The organism is Pseudoalteromonas sp. SCSIO 43210 (assembly GCF_054133285.1).
In genome coordinates, this window is sequence record NZ_CP087225.1 from 4,005,024 (window position 1) to 4,026,332 (window position 21,309).

The following is a 21,309-nucleotide window of genomic DNA, read 5'->3' on the forward strand; positions in this document are numbered from 1 at the left end:
GTCTTATTCCTTATAATTCTAGCCATTTACGGTCATATTGATGAACGCGGCCACGAGTCTGTAGCTCTCTATCACGGCAATAATTACCTATTGGATTACGCTTACAAAAATCAACGGCGTCCGCCAAAATAAAAGAGTTAAAGAGTGAATTATCGCGAATGGTTTCTAATGCAGTTCGATGTGAGTTATTCAACTCACTGGCGTAGTAATTGAGTACGTTATCCGCACGACGATTATCGAGAATTGCCTGCACCCAATCATCACTCATGTTTTTGAGCGCCAATTTAGTCAAGATGCTTTTAGCTGGGTACACATCATCAGGTACTAAAGGAGATAGACTTGGCCCTGAATCGGTGTAACTTTGTGTCAATACTCTACCGACGTTATATTTATCCAAGGTATCAAACTGAGCAACGTAGTTGGTTTTGATGTAATCGATGCTGTTTTTAAAAACATCAAAGCATGGTGTCGGGTTTTCCATCGTACAGTTGACGAGTTGATTTGGGATCACCTTCAAAAGCTCTATCGGGTCGCCACCAAACTGTAATGCTGAAACCGTAATTTTGATATTACGTTTCACGTCTTCGTCTACTTTTTGCAATTTACCACTGACATTGACTTTACCAGCCCAATCGACACCAAGCTGTCCCCCCCATTTTACTTTGTCTTCGTCATTTTTATATTGGAACTTGAGGTTGATCATCACTTGAGATCCATATTCAATCGCTGACACGAACTCATTACCAATATTATTGAATTTGTCTCCTGGATTAGCATTGGCCAAATCAAGCGCGGCTTGTGTAGGTTTAAACCCTGTTTGAGGATCTGCAACTAACAGCCGTTTTTTTGGCTTTAAGGAGAGAAATAGTGTGTAAGTACCGGTGTAGTTATCTGCAGTATTTTGTTTTGCGTAGCTTGCGCCAACCCCCACTTTTATTACGGGAACATCAAGGGCCGCTCCTAAGTTACCATCAAGCATACTCGATAGTTGGCTATAACTCATGTCAACACCGACAACAAAATCCATTTCAGTATTACCATAGGTTTCATCTACTTGACCAAGTACACTTTGCAGTGCATAAAAACCTTCTTTTTCACTGTGGTAAGCGGTACCTAGCGTGACTGAATCTAAGTCAGAGTTACTTGCTTGAGTAGCAAAGTTAAAATTGCCTATTTGCTCAGCTGCGGTTGAAAAACTACAGGCAAAAAAAACCGCTACCCCCATGGCACGTGCCAATGGAGAATATGTAAATTTCATATTTAATTCCTTACAGAGAAGTATGGCCTTTCGAATAGAAAGGCCTAGTGGCCTGATTAATCCAAACTGTTGATATAGTCAGTTTTCCACTTTTCAGGAAGGCGTTGAAGAATCTCTTCTTCTGACATGCGAATATTCTGATCTTTGTAGTTCAATTCGTCTTGAGTAGCCAAATCCCCTACCGCCATGCCGTTTGCAAACATTGCAAAATTACGAGACTCAGCGAATTTCGAATTTTCTGTAGGCGCCAGTTTCAAATTGTAGATTTTGTCTTTGTACTTCTCTTTTGTTACATTAGTAACAAGCACGGAACCTGTTTCCGTAAGAATACGATCACCTATTTGCAGTTCTTTCGCCCAAATAAGACCTTTATTAGAGGTAGAAATTGGGTGGGTTTCAGTTGTTAAGATATCAGAGCCATCAGCGCCTTTTATGCGATACATCTTAATCGCTTCAATTCCTACTGACACATCAACAACTTGCATAGGTTCTTTAACTTGAGTATTCGAAGCTAGTGCACCTAACACCAAATCGCCTTTCGCAATATCTTCAATAGCGCGTTGCTTGCCATCGGCCATAGTGATCATTGTGCCGGTTGCTAAACAACTGTAACCAAGCTTCATCATAGGCAACACTTCACTATAAAAGTTACCAAAACGCGCTGATGTCTCTGACGTTAACGATACTTGGAATGCATTCGCGCCACCACGTCCCTTTTTAAAGTACGGATAACCTTTAACAGCAAATGTCATATACCAGTTTGCTTGGGCGATATTCGAGAAAAGTTTGGCATTGCCAAAACGACCTTCTGAACGCGGGATGTTCCAGCGGATGATCGACTCTTGGTTTGCACTATCAACTTCAAATTCTAAATAGTCAGAAAATTGTTTAACTGCATTTTCGAGTCCTTTGTAGCTTTGCTTTGTCGCGCCACCATAGATACCTTCTTGTAAATAGATATTTGTTGGCTCATCTATACCGTTTGGTAAATCACCTATAGTTGGATAAATATCAGTGATCTCGTGAGGAATGCGTAATTCACCGTTGAATGGGATGTTTACATCCGTAATCTCGTTAGGATCTCCAATTTGATCTGCTGCGTAGTCACAGTCTGCATGACTACGGTTTAGACAGATTTTAATAACAGCATCATTATTTTTATCGATAGGTGCAGTTGCATTGTATTTTGGACGTGTGTCCAATGATGAACTGATCCCAACGTTAAGTGCAGATACCGGAGCGTCGCCCTTTGCAGCTGGTGAAGCTGAGCCATAAAGTGCTTCAAAATGCTCCCATGAGAAGGGGTATTCAGTATACTTCATCGTTGTACTGATGGTGCCATCTTCTTGCTCAAGTTCCACATATGAACTGGCATAAATGGTATCTAAATTTGGGAAGTTTGCCTTCAATGATTTCAGTGAAATAGTCGAAGTTGCAAGCGTGTCTTTGCCATACAACACATTAAATGTAGAGCCCAAAGGAGCAAGCTGATTGCCGTTTGCATCTTCTAATAATAAGTCGATGTAAGTCGCTTTTGTACCGCCAAAACGTGAGCTTTTTGCACGTACAATAATATATGGCTCGTTTGTATCTGATGAAATGGCTAAGTTCATATCCAAGAAGAAATGCGCTTCTTTGATGATATCGACTTCAGCTTCACTAACCGGTGGCACTTCAGACGTTGTCATGTTCATTTTTGCTGATAAATGCTGTCCTTTAGCTACATCTAGCGTTTTATGTAGTTGCGGATAATCACTCTCAATACGATTTGCTTTTATCAATCGTGACTTTGCCAATTGATAGTGCTGTGGATTTGACATATCTAGCTTGCGGATCCCAAATTGATCCGGCTGTGTTACCGCTGTGCCCCTCGTTGCTGCAGGCCCAGACTTCTGTTTTGACGCGGTGGTAACTTGTTGTTCATTAATATAGTTGCTAGCAGCTACCGCGTTACTGATTGCTAAAGCGATTGCAAGCGGCATGAGCACCTTTTTATTTAGTTTTTTCATGTTATTTTCCTTAATTTTTATAGATTTCGACAAGGTAGTCTTCAATTTCTCCGCTCCCCGAGGTTGCGGCACTGCTATAGTCAGAGCAAGGATTAATACTATTTACTCTGCTAAATCCGTAATACTGCAAAATTCTCATACGAGTCGTCGTGATAGGCTGTGACAACTTATTGCTTAAAATGCTAAATTCCCCTTCAACATAACCTTTACCGTAGTCTTGGTTAGTCTGGTCGAAGTCCATTATTAAAAGCTCTGATTTGTCGTTTCTCCAGTCACCATTACCAAATTGGCCATCACTATTTAAATCAATCCAGACATGGTAATTCTCAGCGAATGTTTCACTGCCTGCATAACCGGCTTCAATACGATAGGTATTACTCTGTGTGGCATATAGTTTGATTGGATTATTCGGGTTAACGACGCCAGATTGCTGCGCATTGCTAAACGGACCATCTTGATTGAAAGTCACTTTACTAATGTGTTCATAGTCTGTGAGATCCACCGCCGTGCAATATTCAACAGATTGTGCTGATTTAAGCTCTAGCAGCATATTTTTGGTGCCAGTAGCTCGGCTTCCCCAATCATCCCACAAAGGTTTGTCGTAACTAATAGTTAAGCTAGCGGTATAGGTTCCAGCGACTTGATATGTATGCTCTGTGTCTTGGCCAAAATTACTGTTTTGTGTAAGTGTTGTGCCGTCTCCAAAATCCCAAACTAGAGTAACATCGGGATCCCAAGCTGCATTTTCAGGTTTTGTGGTAGTGTTATTAAAGCTTACCTTAAACGTACCATCTGCTTGTTCGTTTACCGTATAGCTCACTTCAGGAGTAAAATTGCTCTCGCCAATTTTTACCGTTTCACTGGCCGATTGCGTACCATCGACATGTTCAATTGTGAGTGTAATAGTGTACTCACCATCGGCTTGGTAGGTGTGCTGAGTATCTCTAACCGAAGAGTTATCGCCATCACCAAATTGCCACTGTATCGTACTGTTTTGGGGTATAATACTTTGATCTGTATTTACAGAAATAGTGTTACCAGATCTTTGTGGTGTAAATTTTGCTGTGATTGTCGTATCAAACTGAACTTGTTTGTTCCAACTTCCTATCTCTTTGCTGAATCTATCATACGCTTTTAGTTCTACCTCATAGTTTCCAGACTGCGCATATCTATAAACAGGAGATTTTTCGCTACTAGTGGTGCCGTCGCCAAATTTCCACTGCCAACGCTTAACACGCGCATCTACCGTGCTGTTATCAAAACTCATTTGATTAACGCCTTGATTAGCGGTAACTCTCAAATCAGCAGGGTCATTGTTTTCGATTAGTTTAACGGTGTAATCTTCAACTTCACCCCAAGACATATCCCCACACGCTGATTTTACTAAACCAAATGACACCATAGTACGAATGCGGTAAGTTTGGTTTAACTCGCCACTCAATGATATCTCGCCAGTCAATTGCGTCTTAGTGCTTCCATAGAGCACGAGCTCTTCAGTCTTGTGGAATAAACCATCATTGTCTTTGTCTAACCAGACATAAAAGTTCTTTGTTTTGTCTTGAGTATCTGGATGTGGTGCTGCGGTTAGCGTTACATTGAGTGCTTTACCGTCCTCCACGTCGACGATATTATATGAGTAGTCACTGTAATTGCTTGAAGTAGAGTCATTTTTGTAGTTATTTAACGAAACTGACGATAAGTAATACTTACTATGATTAATGCCTTGCGCTAGACAATAGTCGTCAAAAACGTCAATAGGCAACATGAAAGTATCTGATTGACCAGAAGGGTCGATAGCCGTAAGTTCAATGTTGTATTCGCCTGCAATAGCAAAGTTATGTTTAGGCTCAAAGACGCTACTTTGCAAACTGCCATCACCAAAATTCCACTGCCATTGCCAGCCCTCGCTGTTGGCAGCCGTAACTTGCTGACCATCTTTACGGGTCAAATTTTTAAAATCAAAGACCAAAAATTGGCGGTCATAACCAAGTTCGCTTTCGAGCCCATGGTCAACTTTCAGGCCAATACCTACTTGCGCAAACGCCTTACGTACATGGTTTTGTAATTCAATGATTTGCCATTGGCTACCATCTTGCTTTTTAATCCCATCTTGAGTCAACTGATCACGTACCGTGTGGGTTTGTCGCATTACACAATCTGCGCCAGTAAGATAATTACTATTGCTGGTCCAGCAGTTTTTATTTGCGTTAGCAAACAGGATAAAGGAATATTTTGTATTCCAAGGTGAGGATTCATTATCTAAATCAGTTGTAGTGAGGTAGTAAAAAGCTTTGTTAAATACCCCTGCGCCATGATGAGAAGTTACTGAGTCATCATAGTCATCAACATGATCAATTGAATTTCCATCGAGTGTAGGTGTTTTGAAATAACGCAGTGCATCATCGAGGCGAAATGTTTCGTGATTGCTTTTCCAATCATTGGTTCCCAAGTAAAAATATTTAGCTGCTTCACCCGCCATATCAGAAAACGCTTCATTAATAGCACGAGCCTGTCCTGTCAGCATTGACTTTGGCGTATTTGAGCCAAATTCCTCAGTAAAACCATGAGCGATTTCATGCGCAACTACATCTAAGGAAACCATAGGATAGAAGAGGTAGTCACCATCACCAAAATATACCTCGCCGTTTTCGTAAAATGCCTGATCCATATTAAGACCATAATGGACATTTTGAGTTATCTTTTTATTAAAGTAAGGCTTATGCCCAAGGTAAGCTTCAAACATTAAATTCGCTGTTTGTCCATGATGATGGGCATCATTCAAGGCAGAGCGAGCACCGTGATATTCTTTATAATTGTTACGAGTTGAATCTGAGCAGTTGTAGCTATAAGGGTTATTAACTTGCGCTGTGCCGTGATTATAGTTTCTAGTCTCAACGTTTTTTGCATCGAATAAACAGGTGGTTTGCTGATTGTCAGTTTCCATTGCAACAACAAAAGTCTTTGGTGGATAAGAAACATAATCTACTTGCTTATAATCTGGACGTGAAACCTTGTCATTGCCTGATGGGCCGCTTCCTCCCTCATAAACGATCCGCTGTAATACATCGGATTGGCTGATGAGTTCGTTTGTCGTTAAGTCTATAAAAGAGATGATTCTTTGTGGTTTAAAGGGCCCTGACTCGAAATCGGTGAAAAAGGCAATTTTAGCAGCGTGCCGTGCTTTTCCTTGAGTATCTATATAAATGACTTCCTCTGCTGATTTACGTCTATACACTCTGGGGCGTTCATTATTAAACTGAGAAATTATTGAATCTAGAGCTACGCTTAGCTGTTCTTCTGACGCGGGAGTTAGAGTTGATATATCTTTAGCAACATTAACAATGAGATCGCCATAAACTTGTTCAACTACACCACTCTCGTCAGTCAGTACAACAAGGTCTTGATTCCAAATAGGAATATTTTGGTACTTTTGGGTAATTGTATGGCTTTGCTTGGTTTGACTAATTTGGCTTTGGTGAAATGTAAGCGTGTGACCTGAGTATTGCGCTGCAAATACTTTTAGCGCGAGTAGATAGTTTTGATCTGAAGCATTACTAAATATGGATTGTTTTTTTTGTAAAGAAGGCGCTATTTTTTGCGTGTCGTTGAATAAAGATACACGTTCTGTTGCATGGCAATGCGTACTTATCGCTAATGCTAAAACGCAAAGAGACTTTAATCCTTTCATATTAACTCCATAAGTATTTGAAGATACCTTTCCACTTGAACGCAATGACTCAATAATTAAAACAGTCGAGCGAATAAGTGCTGTTAAGAATAAAACCCTAGCCCAGTAACCAATTTAAAACAAGTGAATAACATAAAATAAATAAAAACTTAACACAAAGTTCACAAATAAAATTAGAGATTAATTTCACTTTTTTTGTTCTGTTTATTTAACCTGTTATTATTGTTGAATAAATCTAAATTTTTTTGAGAACTAATAAAGATGTGAAAAGGTCTGTACGATGCGAAGCACAGTCATCATTTTGTAATTTACAGTGAATTTGAAAACGGAAGCGTTAGCTAGCCATTTTTGTATTGGGATCATTGACGCAATATTGAGGAAGTAAAATGAGTAATAAACGTCGTTCTAGATTGGATGATTGTAAAATAATTACTCTGGTAAAAAGACTAGAGCCATTTAATCTTTCAGGATTAAGGTTTACTTAACCCAGACGAAACCCTTCAGGCGGCATATATTTGGCATTTATACTATTTTATCGCCTATTTATGGGGAATAACCACATGCAGCTTTACCTAAAAACCAACATACGGGTTATCTTTGTAATACATAACAACCCATATAAGTAAGTACAGCAAAGGCATACCTTCGTAGCTATTTCTCTATATTGCTTAATTCGATCAAATGCATTGCCAACCAAGTGCCTATATTTTTACGTACACCAGTCAATCTTTTCATTACCGACCAAGCTGTTACACTTACGTGGAATAAAAGGTGTAGCGCTGTTATTACAAACGAACGCTCTCAGTTTTTCACTATCGTAGCCTTTATACCAACCTGCATAAATCTTTGATCAATTTAACGAATTAAATTGCACTATAACGTCGTTAAAAATTTTTTATTTAGAACAACTAGATACAAAAATTTTTGCCTAGTTCTAGCGTAATTTTCTTAACGTTAAATAGACCCCATATATAAGCAGATTGGTATTGCACTGTTTACTGGGAAGTTAGCTTCGAGTGACTCTGCATGGAAGGTATCTGCATATTTACACAGGATAATTCATAGTAAACAGGTAACTCTCTGCTATCTACTGCAAGGTGAATTTTTTGTAGACCCACCTCGACTTTTCCGATTGATTCATTCTCTGCGATTCTTACACCGCAATTATACTGCTGAGCCATAACAATACTGCCATAAATAAAGACCTAATCCATACCAGTATCGCGAGATAACATGCGAAACAATTCGTTCAAAATATCTTTTTTAGACCATAAGCTAAACCGACTCCATATGGCACTCCATGCACTAAAATAAGAAGTCAGATCTCGCCATTGAATACCTGTGCACATATTATATAATTTGCTTTCAAGCGTTTTTCTATGATCAAGCTGATTATAAATTCGACCGCTTAAGCACATTACTTTTGATAAGATATTCCATGACGCCCATAAACATTAATCTTGGTATGAGGATTCGGTGTATCGTTTTTTAGCGAGTTCAATTATGCCTTTCCTTCATGCTATTTATTTTTCATACCGCAAAAATCAACATACCCTAATATAAATAATTGTTTGGCGCTGTTTATTACCTATTATTAAGTATAAACTATTTACAACAGGTTTTAGGAAACGCTTAAAATATGAAAAAAATAGTATACGCAGGTCTTTTTACATTCTTGGTAAGCGTAATAAGCTTTACGGCACGTGCGGAATCAACCGTCGGTTACTTTGGCTTTGAGCCAGATATAATCACTAATTATATAGGTGCATCAAGTAAAAAAATGGGCTATGTGCGTGTCACTGTCGATTTAATGCTTAATGATACTTCAGATATTGCCGTAGTCGAACACCACACACCATTACTGCGTGACGCTTTAGTAGAGATTTTATCTAAAGAGCCAGAAGAAAAAGTAAAATCCCTCACTGGTCGTGAAGAAATACGCGCAAAGTGTGTAGAAAAACTAAAAAGCCTTTTAAAAGAAGAAACAGGACAAGAGATCATCCGTGAAGTCTTGTTCACTAAATATTTATATCATTAGTGTTTAACGTTTTGCGTTAAATATTTTGGCGGTGTAGGCAAAAGCCATACCGCTAACTAACCCACCTAAATGCGCCCAATTAGCCATACCTACAAACAAAACATCTGCAAAGCCAAGTACTAACCAAATCAACATAAAACCAACAATTGCCGTACTGACTAGCGCTGGCTTATTAGGATTTAAAAAACTATGGATCCAGCAAAAACCGAGCAATCCATACACCACGCCGCTTAGCCCACCAAAATTCGGGCCAACCATTAAGTACTGTGCCCAATTACTTATAAGTGCAGTCACTAAAAACAAACCTATTAGGCTTAGTTTTCCGCATTGCTTTTCGATATTGTCACCAAGCGACATCCACCAAATTAAGTTAAACACTATATGCATCGCGCTAAAGTGAACGAGCGCGGGGGTTAGCCAACTAAGTGGTTGTGATGGGTTAAATTGCAGAGCGGTATAAATTTCATTAAATCCACCTAATAAAAAAGCAACATAAATAACAAGACTCAATATGCTAACCGTTTGATTAAGCCAGCTTAGCGCTTTAAATCGCGCCATTAGATTAAGTGATTGCCCTTGATATTTAAGCGGCGATTGTGTGCTACCTACATCCCATGAAGCTTGTTGATAGCGTTCATGGTTAGGGTTTTGCGTAAATTCAGCCCATAAAGGTTGTATTTGATGAAAATGCTCAGGCGCAACACTAATAATGACATTGCTACCATCTGAGGAGCTTAATTGTCCTTGTAAACCTTGGCTTTTTAAATAATCTATAAAGCCCTGTGCGGCGCGCGGGTTATTTAAACTGCCAAGCTCTATCATCGCTCTACTTTCTCGCTGTAAGCAGCTTCCCAAGCTGTAAAGCCGCCATCCATACTGTAAACGTCTTCAAAACCTTGCTCAACTAAGTAGCTAGCTGCGCCTTGTGAGCTCATACCGTGGTAGCAGACAATAATAATTGGCTGATCGAATTCTTTTTCCATCATAAATTGTGCGATATTACCGTTAGAAAGTGCTTCTGAGCCTGGAATGCGACCGGCTTGATACGAATTAGGATCGCGAATATCTGCAATTACCACGTCTTCTTTATCTAAAAGCTCTAACGTTTGCGCTATAGAAATATGTTTAAATGCCATTGAAGTCTCTTTAATTAATAGTATAAAAAAGGCGGCTAGAGCCGCCCTTCTTGTAATTTAGTGAGGAACTAATCCCAGTTTAAAATTACTTTACCTGACTGACCTGAAATCATCATATCAAAGCCAGCTTGGAAGTCATCCACAGAATACTGATGTGTAATGATTGGGTTCAAATCAAGACCAGATTGAATCAAGCTTGCCATTTTGTACCACGTTTCGAACATTTCGCGACCGTAAATACCTTTAATCACTAAACCTTTAAAAATAACTTGGTTCCAATCAACTGCCATATCAGATGGTGGAATACCTAGCATGGCAATTTTACCGCCGTGGTTCATGTTATTAAGCATTGAATTAAAAGCGCTTGGCACACCTGACATTTCAAGACCAATATCAAAGCCCTCTGTCATACCTAGCTCTTTCATTACATCTTCAAGCTTTTCATTGGCAACGTTTACAGCGCGTGAAGCCCCCATTTTACGTGCTAAATCTAGGCGGTATTCGTTTACGTCGGTAATTACAACGTGGCGAGCACCAACATGTTTTGCAACAGCTGCTGCCATAATACCAATTGGGCCTGCACCAGTAATAAGTACATCTTCGCCAACTAAGTCGAACGATAATGCGGTATGAACTGCGTTACCAAATGGGTCGAAAATAGAAGCGAGTTCGTCAGAAATATTATCTGGAATTTTAAATGCATTAAACGCAGGAATAACTAAATACTCTGCAAATGCACCTTCACGATTTACACCTACGCCTGTTGTATTACGGCATAAATGTACACGCCCAGCACGACAATTTCGACAATGCCCACACGTAATATGCCCTTCGCCAGATACGCGGTCGCCAACCTGAAAGCCACGAACTTCTTGACCCATATCAACAACTTCACCAACATATTCATGGCCAACAACCATAGGCGTTGGAATGGTTTTACTTGCCCATTCGTCCCACTTGTAAATATGTACATCGGTACCACAAATAGCTGTTTTGCGAATTTTAATCAGTAAGTCGTTATGACCTACTTCTGGCTTTGGTGCATCTGTCATCCAAATGCCCGGTTCTGCTTTTAATTTAGATAATGCTTTCATAATCCACACTCAACTAAAAAACCGAAGCGAGGCTTCGGTTTAAAATAAAATTAAATAACGCCCATTTCTTTACCAATACGGGTAAATGCATCGATAGCTGTATCGAGTTGCTCAATACTATGTGCCGCTGAAATTTGTGTACGAATACGCGCTTGCCCTTTTGGTACTACAGGGAATGAAAAACCGGTTACGTAAATGCCTTCAGCAAGTAATTTATCAGCCATTAACGAGGCTACTTTAGCATCTCCTAGCATTACAGGGATAATTGCATGATCTTTACCTGCACACGTAAAACCAGCAGCTTCCATTTGCTCACGGAAATATTTAGCATTTGACCAAAGTTTAGCGCGAAGCTCGCCGCCATTTTCAAGCATTTCAAGTACTTTAATTGATGCAGTAACAATTGAAGGCGCTAATGAGTTTGAGAACAAGTATGGGCGTGAACGCTGACGTAACCATTCAACAATTTCTTTTTTACCTGCTGTATAACCACCTGAAGCACCGCCCAGCGCCTTACCTAATGTACCGGTGATAATATCTACACGGTCTAATACATTACAGTACTCAGGTGTACCCTTACCGTTTTCGCCAACAAAGCCAACTGCGTGAGAGTCATCAACCATCACAAGCGCATCATATTTATCGGCTAAGTCGCACACAGCTTCTAAATTACAAATAACGCCGTCCATAGAAAACACGCCATCGGTAGCAATTAGTTTAGTTTTAGCACCGGCTTCGTCTGCTGCAATAAGTTGCTTCTCAAGATCAGCCATGTCGTTATTTGCATAACGAAAACGTTTAGCTTTACATAAACGTACACCATCAATAATTGATGCATGATTTAATGAATCAGAAATAATAGCGTCTTCTGCGCCTAAAATAGTTTCAAACAAACCTGTGTTTGCATCAAAACATGAAGAATATAAAATAGTATCCTCTGTTTCTAAAAACGCACTGATTTTTTGCTCTAGTGTTTTATGGATATCTTGAGTGCCACAAATAAAACGTACTGAAGCCACACCAAAACCATGATTATTTAAACCATTTTGCGCCGCTTCAATTAACTCTGGACTATTAGCTAAACCTAAATAGTTATTAGCACAAAAGTTGATTACTTTACCTGATGCAACTTCAATTTGAGCTTGCTGCTGGGACTTAATAATACGTTCGTTTTTATACAAACCTTCGGTTTTTACGTCTTCAATTTGCTGTTGTAACTGGCTAAAAAAAGCAGATGCTCTCATCTAGGTTCTCCATCTATTTGAACGGGTAAACAACCGCACTTTCGCGGCTGTTTATTATGCGGGGTATTGTAAAAGTTTAATGGGTAAAATGCACGGTTTGCAGTTCGTCGCAAACGCCCTAAGTTGGAAGGAATTCCTGCCAGTTTACAGGCTGTTTATTTATGTGTTTAAAAGTGCAGGTAAACTACTTATAGAATCGATAATTAAATCAGCTTCTTGCTTAGCGCTTTCGTCAAAGCTTTGCCCTGAACGCACTAAAACACGGGTAGTGATGCCCGCTTTTTTCGCAGCCTGCATATCACTGAGTTTATCGCCCACCATAATACTGCAAGCAGGGTCGATGTTATGCTCTTGTATGCCTTGTAATAACATACCTGGCGCAGGCTTTCTGCAACTGCACTCTTTCAAATATTCAGGGTGCGCTTTTTTAGGGTGATGCGGGCAAAAATACACATCGGTAACTTCAATGCTGTGGGCACTAAACTGGTCTTTCATCCAGTCGGTCAGTGCTAAAAAATCAGCTTCGGTATAATAACCTCGACCAATTCCAGATTGATTAGTGACGATTATGATTTTATAGCCTGCATCATAAAATGTTTTACAAGTGCTAAAAACACCGTCAATAAATTCAAATTTATCGCTTTGATACACATAACCATGATCAACATTTACCACGCCATCTCGGTCTAAAAAAAGCGCTTTATTTTTTTGTTGTGCATTCATTACAAAGACTCTTTTTGTACAACATGGTCAAACATCGCTTTTACATCATCAACTGTAATTTGGCTCATTAAATCATCGCCTTTTACGCGTGTACCCCACGAGACTTGCTCAGCCGTTTTACCTGTTTGCTTAAACAAATTTTGATGATAAACCTCTACCACGTAGTCTTGATATAAATAAGGAGCTGTGCGTGCTGGATTTGAATGTGCATATAAACCAATAACCGGCGTACCAACTGTTACTGCCATATGCGCAGGACCCGTATCGGGCGCGAGCACTAAGCTGCCACGCTTTAACACGCACAACAACTCTTTGAGTTTTGTTTTACCGACTAAATTTAAAATAGGCGTGTTGCTGTGCTCAATAATGCTATTTGCTAAGTTAATCTCAAGCTCTGTTGGGCCACCCGTCAATACCACCTTAAAGCCTTGCTCGCTTGCATAATCAGCCAATGTGGCATAACGATCAGCGAGCCAATTACGCTGCGCTTTACTAGCTGCGGGCGATATTACTAATAGTTTATTAGTTAGGTATTCTGATGTTAATAACTCATCTGCAACCGCTTGGTCTTGCTCGGTATATGGCATGTCCCAACTCGGTTTATAATCAGCTACACCAATGGCTTTTGCAAAACCTTTAAAGCCTTCAAGCACATGCGCCTGGGCTTGTGGGTCTATTCGTTTATTAATAAATAAGCTGTGCAATTCTTTTGAACGTGCCCAATCGAACCCTATTTTTACTTTTGCAGGAATACTGCGCGCTACAAACCCAGCCCTTAATGCAACTTGCATGTTAAGTAACACATCAAATTTTTGGTTTTTGAAGCGTTGCTTTAAGCTTTTCAGCGCTGCTTTGCCTTGCTTTTTATCAAATACCACCAGCTCAACACCCGGTAAGTCGGCAAGTAGCATGGCTTCTACTTTGCCAATAACCCACGTAATTTTTGCATTAGGGTGTGCTTTTTGAATAGCTTGTACAGCACTCACACCATGACATACGTCACCAATGGCTGAGAGTCTTAATATACAAATAGATGAATAATTAGGAGCTTGAGTCACACATTCCCTTAGGTATTAAATACAAAAGCCGATCTTAAATTATAATCACGCTATTGCAAGCACTTATCCTGCGCTTTAAAACGCGCTAATATAGACACATTATTTAGCAATTACACAGAGCTATGTTTAAACAACACGTGCAAGGCAACCACACTGTATTAAGCCACCCTAAATACTCAAGCCAAATTACCCTCGATTGGTTTGATGCAAATTATTGGCAACAACGAAATAAAATTGTGGGCGCTAAAAAAGGCCGAGCAACTGCGTGGTTTTTTAAACAAGACGAATTAACAGCCGTACTGAGGCATTATTGGCGTGGCGGTTTAGTCGGTAAATTACTAAGCGATCAATATTTATACCCAGGGCTTGAACAAACCCGTGTGTATAAAGAGTTTAGTTTAATGAGTAAACTTATAGAGCTTGGTTTAAACGTACCAACCCCTGTTGCAGCTAAAGTAACCCACAGCGGATTAATTTACCGTGGTGATATTATTACCGAGGCTGTTAAAGGCGCTAAAAGTGTACTTGATATATTAATTGAACGCCCATTGACTGAAGATGAGTTGGAGCGCATTGCTAAAACAATCGCGCTATTTCATTCAAAAGGTGTGTATCACGCCGATTTAAACATTAATAACATTTTATTTAATGATACTGGTGATGTGTATATTATCGACTTTGATAGAGGTGAAATAAGAGCGCCTAACCCACAGTGGCAACAAAGTAATATGGCACGCCTTGAGCGCTCATTTTTAAAGGAACAAGGTCGAAACAAGCCATTCAATTGGCAAGCGAGTGACTGGCAAACTCTGCACAGCAACTACCTCAAAGCGCTCGCCAATATCAGTTAACCTAATATAAGTTAATTAGCCAATGCTAAATACTGCAGAGCAACCTGCTCTGCCTGTACTTGTTTTAAAATATCTGCGTTTTCTACATTTGGCTTATCTGCTAGCACCTGCTTAACGGCATTGGCTAATGCCTCACTTTGTTGAACGGGTACTAAATATTTACTCAGCTCGCCTGTTAATATCTCGCTTGGTCCAAATGTACAATTAGTACTAACTACCGGAGTAGCCACTGCTAAAGCCTCAATTAATACCGTTGGAAGTCCTTCAAAATCAGAACTCAACACTAAAGCTTTGGCATGCTTAATCCAGTTGTACGGGTTTTGTTGAAATCCTGGCACTACTAACTGTTTTTCTATGCCGTATTCCTGTGCAAGCTTTAGCGCTTTAGCCGGTTTATTACATAAAAGTACTAACTTGTATTTTTTATCAAGCTTTGCAAATGCTGCAAACAATATATCGTGGCGTTTTTGTTTGGCGAGTCTTCCTACATGAATTAAGTAGGGCTCATTTGGGATATTGTTATTTTGCTCATTTGCTTGCTGTCTTATTTTTTCAAAATCGAACGGGTTATAAATAGTCGCGATTGCACTTGGGTTAATTAAATCCCCTTGTGTTATTTCTTTTTCAACACCCTTTGATACGCAAATAAGTGATTTACCATTTAAGTTTTGCTTACTTTTTTTAAGGTATAAATATGAAAATGGACCTAACTTTTTTTGACGGGCAAGTTCTGCATTGACGGAGTTATGAATAACAAAGTGAACATTTTTGATATTACTAAGCGCGAGCAAGTTATTACTTCTATCAAGATTAGAAAGCACTAGATCAATATTGCCAATCTCGCTTTGTTTTTTTTCAAACCACGCTTCTAATCGCAAAATACTGTTTTTTCGCTGCCAGAATCTATCTACTTTAGATGCTCTATCAGGAAAAAGGCTATCAACTTTAACTATATCAGGAATGTCATACTCAGCGTTGCTCGCAAGAGATAATATAGTGACGTTGTGCTGTAGTTTCGCCATTTTTTCAGCCAAAGTAAGCATTACTTTTTCAGCACCACCACCTACTAGTGAATCAATTACAATAATGATATTCATAAAGAGGATCCATCAAGCATATTTTTCACACCATTAGTAATAACATCATAACTGTGTATATTTTCAAGCTGAGCATATTTACTAGTTGTCTCATTATAAAAAGCCACCTCTATAACTTTCTCTACTTTAGTCACTATGTCATCAATATTAAGATTTGCTTTTAATACAACCCCCGTATTAATGCAGTGGTCTAAACGTGCATTTTGATCCTTAGATATTGCACATGCAACAGCAGGTGTGTGCACGGCAATTGCTTGTAATAAGGTGTCACCACCACTTAGCAATGCGACTTTAGCTTGGCTCATTAATGCTAAAAACTCAGTATTTTGCAAACTTTTGATACAAAGAATGCTATCAGAACTTGGGATCGTTTTACTATAATTTTGGCCAAATACAACAACGCCCCTCAAACCCGTTTGTTTAGCAATTTTAAGCGCAGCTTCAAAGTAAATATCGGCGCAATTTTGACCATTTAGTGTGTGACCGCCAGATCCTGCATTAACTATAAAATAATTTTTTAGTTCTAAACTATATCGGCTCAACATCTGTTGCTTTTGCTCATTGGATGCAAAAGCAACAAATGGGCCCACATTACGTGGACGCACTAAAGGAAATATATCTAACTTAGCATTTTCAGCCCAAGTTAATGGCTCTATACAATAGTCTGGCTGGACAACCCAATGTACATCAATCAAATTGATTCTATTAAGCTTTAAGCCTTTTGCTCGTTTTTTAGCATGTTGAGAAATAAAGACTACTTTTGCACCTACCTTTTTAGCCGCTTTCATATGCCCTGCTCGTCCGGCACAATCAAAAATAACAACGTTAGGCTTAAATTTTTCAATGACATCGCACACATAATCCAGCTCTTTGGTCGCTGAATGATCAAGTAGTGTCGTTTCGAATGGGCAGCTTTTTGTATAAGCAGCATGCTTATTTAATATAAAATGAATATCGATAGAAGCGTGAAGTTCATCCTGTAAACTTTGAGCTAACAGCAACGAGCGCATATACTCACCAATGCCTTCTGGTGATGATACTGGAATAAATAAAAGTCGTTTGTTGCTCATTGCATTCTCAATTTCCTATTTAACCCGCAGTATATCAACCACATCGTTATTACGATAGACAGGTTACATTTTTATACATTAAATACCCCCTATTTTGTCTATTATTTGCTGCAATAGACGCCTGAGGTTGATAAACTTAGCCGCAATCTAAATCACAAGGATCTGAACTTTGCGAAACAGAATTTTTCTTCTTTCTTCTCTTTTTTGCGCAATGAGCGTATCGATTAACGCTGAACCATGGGTAAAACCAGATGACTACGGATTAAGAGCTGACATTCAACAATTAGCCGATGCCGGCGTTATTTTAGCTCCTGTAACCACTTACCCACTTATGTGGAAAAGTTTTATAAGCGATGTTGATAGTATGCCGCTTGAGCAATTAACACCAAGTCTACAAGATGCATTGTTACGTGTTAAACATCGATATAAATCCGAAAATAGTAGCTCGCATAGTCTTCAATTATCAGCTTTTGCAGCTACAGATCCAATTGTAGCAACAAGCTTTGGTACAACAAATACACAAGAAACAGAGCTTTCAGCAGCTTACGCTTATTTAGGCGATAACTTTGCTGCTAAAGTCGCTGTAAATTATAGAAAAGACGGTAAAAAATGTTTAGCCGATGGAAAAACGGCTGACGATATAGTTACTGATCAGCAAGCTTTAACAGATTGTAACGACACTTCACTTGACGATAGTTACTTAGCTTATCGTTTAGGCAATTGGATTTTTAGAGCCGGTGCTGTTGAACAATTTTGGGGACCTGGTGTTGATAACAGCTTAATTATGTCTGGTAATGCGAAACCTTTACCTGCACTAAGTGTAACCAGAGAAAAAAGTACTGCTTTTGAAACACCGTGGCTAAGCTGGATTGGCCAATGGGGCTTTACCGCACAAATGGCTAAACTTGAGTCTACACGTGTAATTCCTGATGCTTTACTTTGGAGCAGTAGATTAAATATACGCCCAATACAACAATTAGAAATTGCCGTTAGCTGGTCTGCGCAATGGGCAGGAGACGGACAACCAGGATCTGCTGGTGACTTTATTGATGTTATCACTGGGCAAACAGCATGTATTGATGGCAATGATAGCTGTGATAGCCAGTTAGAATCAAAAATAGGTAATCAATTAGCAGGCATAGATATTCGCTGGTCAGATACACTTTTCAACCAACCTTATGCTGTATATGCCAGTACGATTGGAGAAGATGCCAGTTCACAGTTTAAGCCAGCCGATAGAGCCTACTTATTTGGTGTACAAACAACACAACGAATATACGATCAAAACTTATTAATAAATGTAGAGTACATAGATACAGGTGTTTCATGTTCAGCTGAATCAATAGTTGAAAATTGCTACTATGAGCATTCAGATTATAAATCGGGTTACCGTTACCACGGTCGCACTATTGGCTCTACTTATGATAACGATGCACAGTCAGTTGTTTTAACCCTATTAGGTCAGTTATCTAATGGAGACGATTGGCAGGTAAAATTGCGCAGTGTTGATTACAATAGCGATAACCGAGATAGTTACCCAAATAATCCTGACTTAGGTAACACCATTACTAAAATAGGGTTTAACTCTAAGCAGCTAGAAATGCGTTACAGAATGCTTTCTATGGGCGGCCGCGTCACTTTAGGTGCTTTTGCATCTAACAACGACGGTGCTGAAAACGATACATCAGCATTTGCCAAGTACGAATATAACTTTTAATACGTTACTATTAATAAAGTAACGTATTAAATGTAAAAAAGGGATGAAAACAGTGTTTTCATCCCTTTTTTGTATTTTTTAAGCAAACTTAAATCAGTAATTATACCAATTGCATTAAATTATTGTTCTATTATAGCGATAAGAAAATAGCTCAATAACAAGGCTAAAATTATGATACATAGTTGTTCTATATAAATAATTTTTAACGTAATTAGTGAGTTATTTAATACGCTAGAATGCTCATGTTTTTAATAAAATTGGTATTACTGTTTAATTTTACTAATTACTTTTGATGTTGAGCACCCATCTAAAAATTCAAGCACTTCAACTTTTCCGCCATGGCGAAGTACATGCTCAGCACCCGCTATTTGATCTACAGTGTAATCTCCACCTTTAACTAAAATATCCGGGCTTATCTGCTCAATTAATTTAGCGGGAGTATCGTTTTCATCTAAGCTACCAAACGGAATAACCCAATCAACTGATGAAAGTGCACTAAGTACCATTGCACGCTCATCTAGCGGGTTAATAGGGCGTTCTGCCCCTTTTAAACGCGTAATTGATTCATCATTATTTAATCCAACAACGAGCCTATCGCCTCGTGCTTTAGCTTGCGCTAAATAACGTACATGCCCGGCATGTAAAATATCAAAACAGCCATTAGTGAATACAATGGTTTCGCCGTTTTGTTTTGCAAATTCAATATGCTGAAGTACATCATCAAATGGTGTTTGGTAATGCTCACCCGTAGTATGTAAATACTGACCAAGCTTGCGGCTTAGCTCTTCTGGCGAGACAGTTGCAGCCCCAAACTTACTCACAACGATACCTGCGGCTAAATTAGCAATTTCGACAGCATCTTTAGGTTCCATGCCCGCGCCAAGCATAACAGCGAGTGTAGCTATAACCGTATCACCAGCCCCAGTTACATCGCTTACTTCAAGCTCTTGCGCTGCAAAATCAAATTTTTCAGCTGCACTAATAAGCGACATACCTTGCTCAGAACGCGTAAGTAACATGGCTTTAATGCCATTTTTGCTTATTAAATCACGCGCACTTGCTGCTAAAGCTGCTTCTGAATCGGTTTGACCACCCGCTAACTTAAACTCATGTAAGTTAGGTGTAATGTAATCAGCACCTTCATATAAATGCAAATCTGGCGATTTAGGGTCGATTAAAACCGTTTTTCCCGCGCCCTTAGCAAGGCTTACCATCTCTTTAATTAAGCTTAAAGATCCTTTGCTGTAATCAGAGAACACAATAAAGTCGTATTCATCAAGTACAAGCTCTAAGCGATTTAATAAAAGCTGGCTGTGTTGCTCGGTAAATGTCTCTTCTAAATCAAGTCGGACTAGTTGTTGATGGCGGCTAATAACACGCATTTTTGAAATAGTCGGTAAATCACATACACTGACTAATTGTGAGCTTATTTTTTCACCTTTTAGGATGGTCTCTAAAATTTGCCCGCTTTCGTCCTCACCAATTAAACCCAATAAGCCAACTTTTGCATCTAACCGCGCTATATTTTTTGCAACGTTAGCTGCGCCGCCCGCTTTGTCTTCAAATTTACTTACTTTAACAACCGGTACTGGCGCTTCTGGCGAAATACGACCAGTATCGCCATACCAATAACGGTCTAGCATTACATCGCCAACAACTAATATTCGTGCCGCTGATAAGTTTTTTAATAACGATAAATCCATTACTGCTGCTCCGCAACAACCATATCCATGGCTTCACATAACCAGTGACCTATAAACATGTGAGCTTCTTGAATACGTGCTGTTTCGTCATTTTTTATAATAATAGGTAACTTAGCAATATCTTTTACTTTACCGCCATCACGTCCAGTTAATGCAACAGTAAAAGCGCCTAGTTTATTTGCAGCCTCTAATGCTAAATTAATATTGTTACTAGTACCTGATGTGGTTAAACCAATAACTAAATCTTCTGGCTTACATAACGCTTGAACTTGGCGCTCAAACACCGTATCAAAGTGATAATCGTTGCTGTGCGCTGTTAAAATAGAAGTGTCGGTGGTCAATGCCATTGAGGCAAGCGGACCACGCTCTAATTTGTAACGCACTACAAATTCTGCTGCTAAATGCTGTGCATCTGCTGCACTACCACCATTACCAAACCAAACAATCTTGCCACCAGCTTGTAATGCACTGTGGCATGCTTCTAACAGTTGCATAGATTCTTGATGATAAGCCTCCATCGTTTCAAATAATGCCTGATGACGGTTTAATGTTTCAACGTAGCTAGTTGCCACTGAATCGATAATTGACATGAAAAATTCCTCTAGGAACTGAAATAGCAGGGA

General features: G+C 39.3%; 17 protein-coding genes. 3 read left to right on the top strand and 14 right to left on the bottom strand.

Annotated elements, in window-relative coordinates; translation table 11 throughout:
• Nucleotides 1-10: 10 nt before the first annotated feature.
• The 4 genes from LOS73_RS17545 to LOS73_RS17560 form a co-directional block, all read right to left on the bottom strand.
• Entirely contained in the window at nucleotides 11-1,258 is a 1,248-nt protein-coding gene (locus LOS73_RS17545; RefSeq protein ID WP_033030905.1) for a hypothetical protein, read from the bottom strand.
• Between the two features lie 56 nt (nucleotides 1,259-1,314).
• Nucleotides 1,315-3,267, bottom strand: a complete 1,953-nt coding sequence (locus tag LOS73_RS17550; protein WP_033030904.1) for a Hint domain-containing protein — start codon at nucleotides 3,265-3,267, stop codon at nucleotides 1,315-1,317.
• A 10-nt stretch (nucleotides 3,268-3,277) separates the two neighbouring features.
• Nucleotides 3,278-6,955 carry a PKD domain-containing protein gene (locus LOS73_RS17555; RefSeq protein WP_033030902.1) on the bottom strand — a complete coding sequence of 1,226 codons (3,678 nt, stop codon included), beginning with the start codon at nucleotides 6,953-6,955 and terminating at the stop codon, nucleotides 3,278-3,280.
• A 1,205-nt stretch (nucleotides 6,956-8,160) separates the two neighbouring features.
• Entirely contained in the window at nucleotides 8,161-8,388 is a 228-nt protein-coding gene (locus LOS73_RS17560; RefSeq protein ID WP_420892175.1) for a transposase, read from the bottom strand.
• Nucleotides 8,389-8,594: 206 nt separating this feature from the next.
• Here LOS73_RS17560 and LOS73_RS17565 point away from each other — a divergent pair, with 206 nt between their 5' ends.
• Nucleotides 8,595-8,993, top strand: a complete 399-nt coding sequence (locus LOS73_RS17565; RefSeq protein ID WP_007378947.1) for a flagellar basal body-associated protein FliL — start codon at nucleotides 8,595-8,597, stop codon at nucleotides 8,991-8,993.
• Between the two features lie 3 nt (nucleotides 8,994-8,996).
• On the opposite strand, the gene glpG is transcribed toward LOS73_RS17565, so the two are convergent.
• The 6 genes from glpG to LOS73_RS17595 all read right to left on the bottom strand — a co-directional run bounded on the left by glpG (nucleotide 8,997) and on the right by LOS73_RS17595 (nucleotide 14,248).
• Complete coding sequence (glpG, locus tag LOS73_RS17570) at nucleotides 8,997-9,815, bottom strand: rhomboid family intramembrane serine protease GlpG (RefSeq protein WP_033030900.1); 819 nt, start codon at nucleotides 9,813-9,815, stop codon at nucleotides 8,997-8,999.
• Nucleotides 9,812-10,129, bottom strand: coding sequence for a thiosulfate sulfurtransferase GlpE (gene glpE, locus LOS73_RS17575; RefSeq protein ID WP_010554397.1), 318 nt, complete (start codon nucleotides 10,127-10,129; stop codon nucleotides 9,812-9,814). Before glpE ends, glpG begins: the two co-directional genes overlap by 4 nt.
• Before the next feature lie 68 nt (nucleotides 10,130-10,197).
• Nucleotides 10,198-11,223 (bottom strand): L-threonine 3-dehydrogenase, encoded by a 1,026-nt coding sequence (gene tdh / locus LOS73_RS17580; protein ID WP_024595694.1) that lies wholly within the window; start codon nucleotides 11,221-11,223, stop codon nucleotides 10,198-10,200.
• Between the two features lie 50 nt (nucleotides 11,224-11,273).
• A complete protein-coding gene (locus tag LOS73_RS17585; RefSeq protein WP_033030898.1) occupies nucleotides 11,274-12,467 on the bottom strand; it encodes a glycine C-acetyltransferase in 1,194 nt (397 codons plus the stop codon).
• 159 nt (nucleotides 12,468-12,626) lie between these two features.
• Nucleotides 12,627-13,190 carry a D-glycero-beta-D-manno-heptose 1,7-bisphosphate 7-phosphatase gene (gene gmhB, locus LOS73_RS17590; protein WP_457934040.1) on the bottom strand — a complete coding sequence of 188 codons (564 nt, stop codon included), beginning with the start codon at nucleotides 13,188-13,190 and terminating at the stop codon, nucleotides 12,627-12,629.
• Nucleotides 13,190-14,248 (bottom strand): glycosyltransferase family 9 protein, encoded by a 1,059-nt coding sequence (locus LOS73_RS17595; RefSeq protein ID WP_033030894.1) that lies wholly within the window; start codon nucleotides 14,246-14,248, stop codon nucleotides 13,190-13,192. The genes gmhB and LOS73_RS17595 overlap by 1 nt, the downstream gene beginning before the upstream one ends.
• A gap of 122 nt (nucleotides 14,249-14,370) precedes the next feature.
• On the opposite strand from LOS73_RS17595, the gene LOS73_RS17600 reads away from it, so the two are divergent.
• Entirely contained in the window at nucleotides 14,371-15,099 is a 729-nt protein-coding gene (locus LOS73_RS17600) for a 3-deoxy-D-manno-octulosonic acid kinase (protein WP_457934041.1), read from the top strand.
• 11 nt (nucleotides 15,100-15,110) lie between these two features.
• Here LOS73_RS17600 and LOS73_RS17605 read toward each other — a convergent pair whose 3' ends face one another.
• Nucleotides 15,111-16,196, bottom strand: coding sequence for a glycosyltransferase (locus LOS73_RS17605; protein WP_457934042.1), 1,086 nt, complete (start codon nucleotides 16,194-16,196; stop codon nucleotides 15,111-15,113).
• On the bottom strand, nucleotides 16,193-17,266 hold the full coding sequence (locus LOS73_RS17610) for a glycosyltransferase family 1 protein (RefSeq protein ID WP_457934043.1): 1,074 nt from the start codon (nucleotides 17,264-17,266) through the stop codon (nucleotides 16,193-16,195). The genes LOS73_RS17605 and LOS73_RS17610 overlap by 4 nt, the downstream gene beginning before the upstream one ends.
• 211 nt (nucleotides 17,267-17,477) lie before the next feature.
• On the opposite strand from LOS73_RS17610, the gene LOS73_RS17615 reads away from it, so the two are divergent.
• Nucleotides 17,478-18,983 carry a capsule assembly Wzi family protein gene (locus tag LOS73_RS17615; protein WP_457934972.1) on the top strand — a complete coding sequence of 502 codons (1,506 nt, stop codon included), beginning with the start codon at nucleotides 17,478-17,480 and terminating at the stop codon, nucleotides 18,981-18,983.
• A gap of 263 nt (nucleotides 18,984-19,246) precedes the next feature.
• On the opposite strand, the gene hldE is transcribed toward LOS73_RS17615, so the two are convergent.
• The gene (gene hldE, locus LOS73_RS17620) at nucleotides 19,247-20,686 is read right to left on the bottom strand and encodes a bifunctional D-glycero-beta-D-manno-heptose-7-phosphate kinase/D-glycero-beta-D-manno-heptose 1-phosphate adenylyltransferase HldE (RefSeq protein ID WP_149606110.1); all 1,440 of its coding nucleotides are present in this window, start codon (nucleotides 20,684-20,686) and stop codon (nucleotides 19,247-19,249) included.
• Complete coding sequence (locus tag LOS73_RS17625) at nucleotides 20,686-21,276, bottom strand: SIS domain-containing protein (protein WP_002961065.1); 591 nt, start codon at nucleotides 21,274-21,276, stop codon at nucleotides 20,686-20,688. Before LOS73_RS17625 ends, hldE begins: the two co-directional genes overlap by 1 nt.
• Nucleotides 21,277-21,309 lie beyond the last annotated feature (33 nt).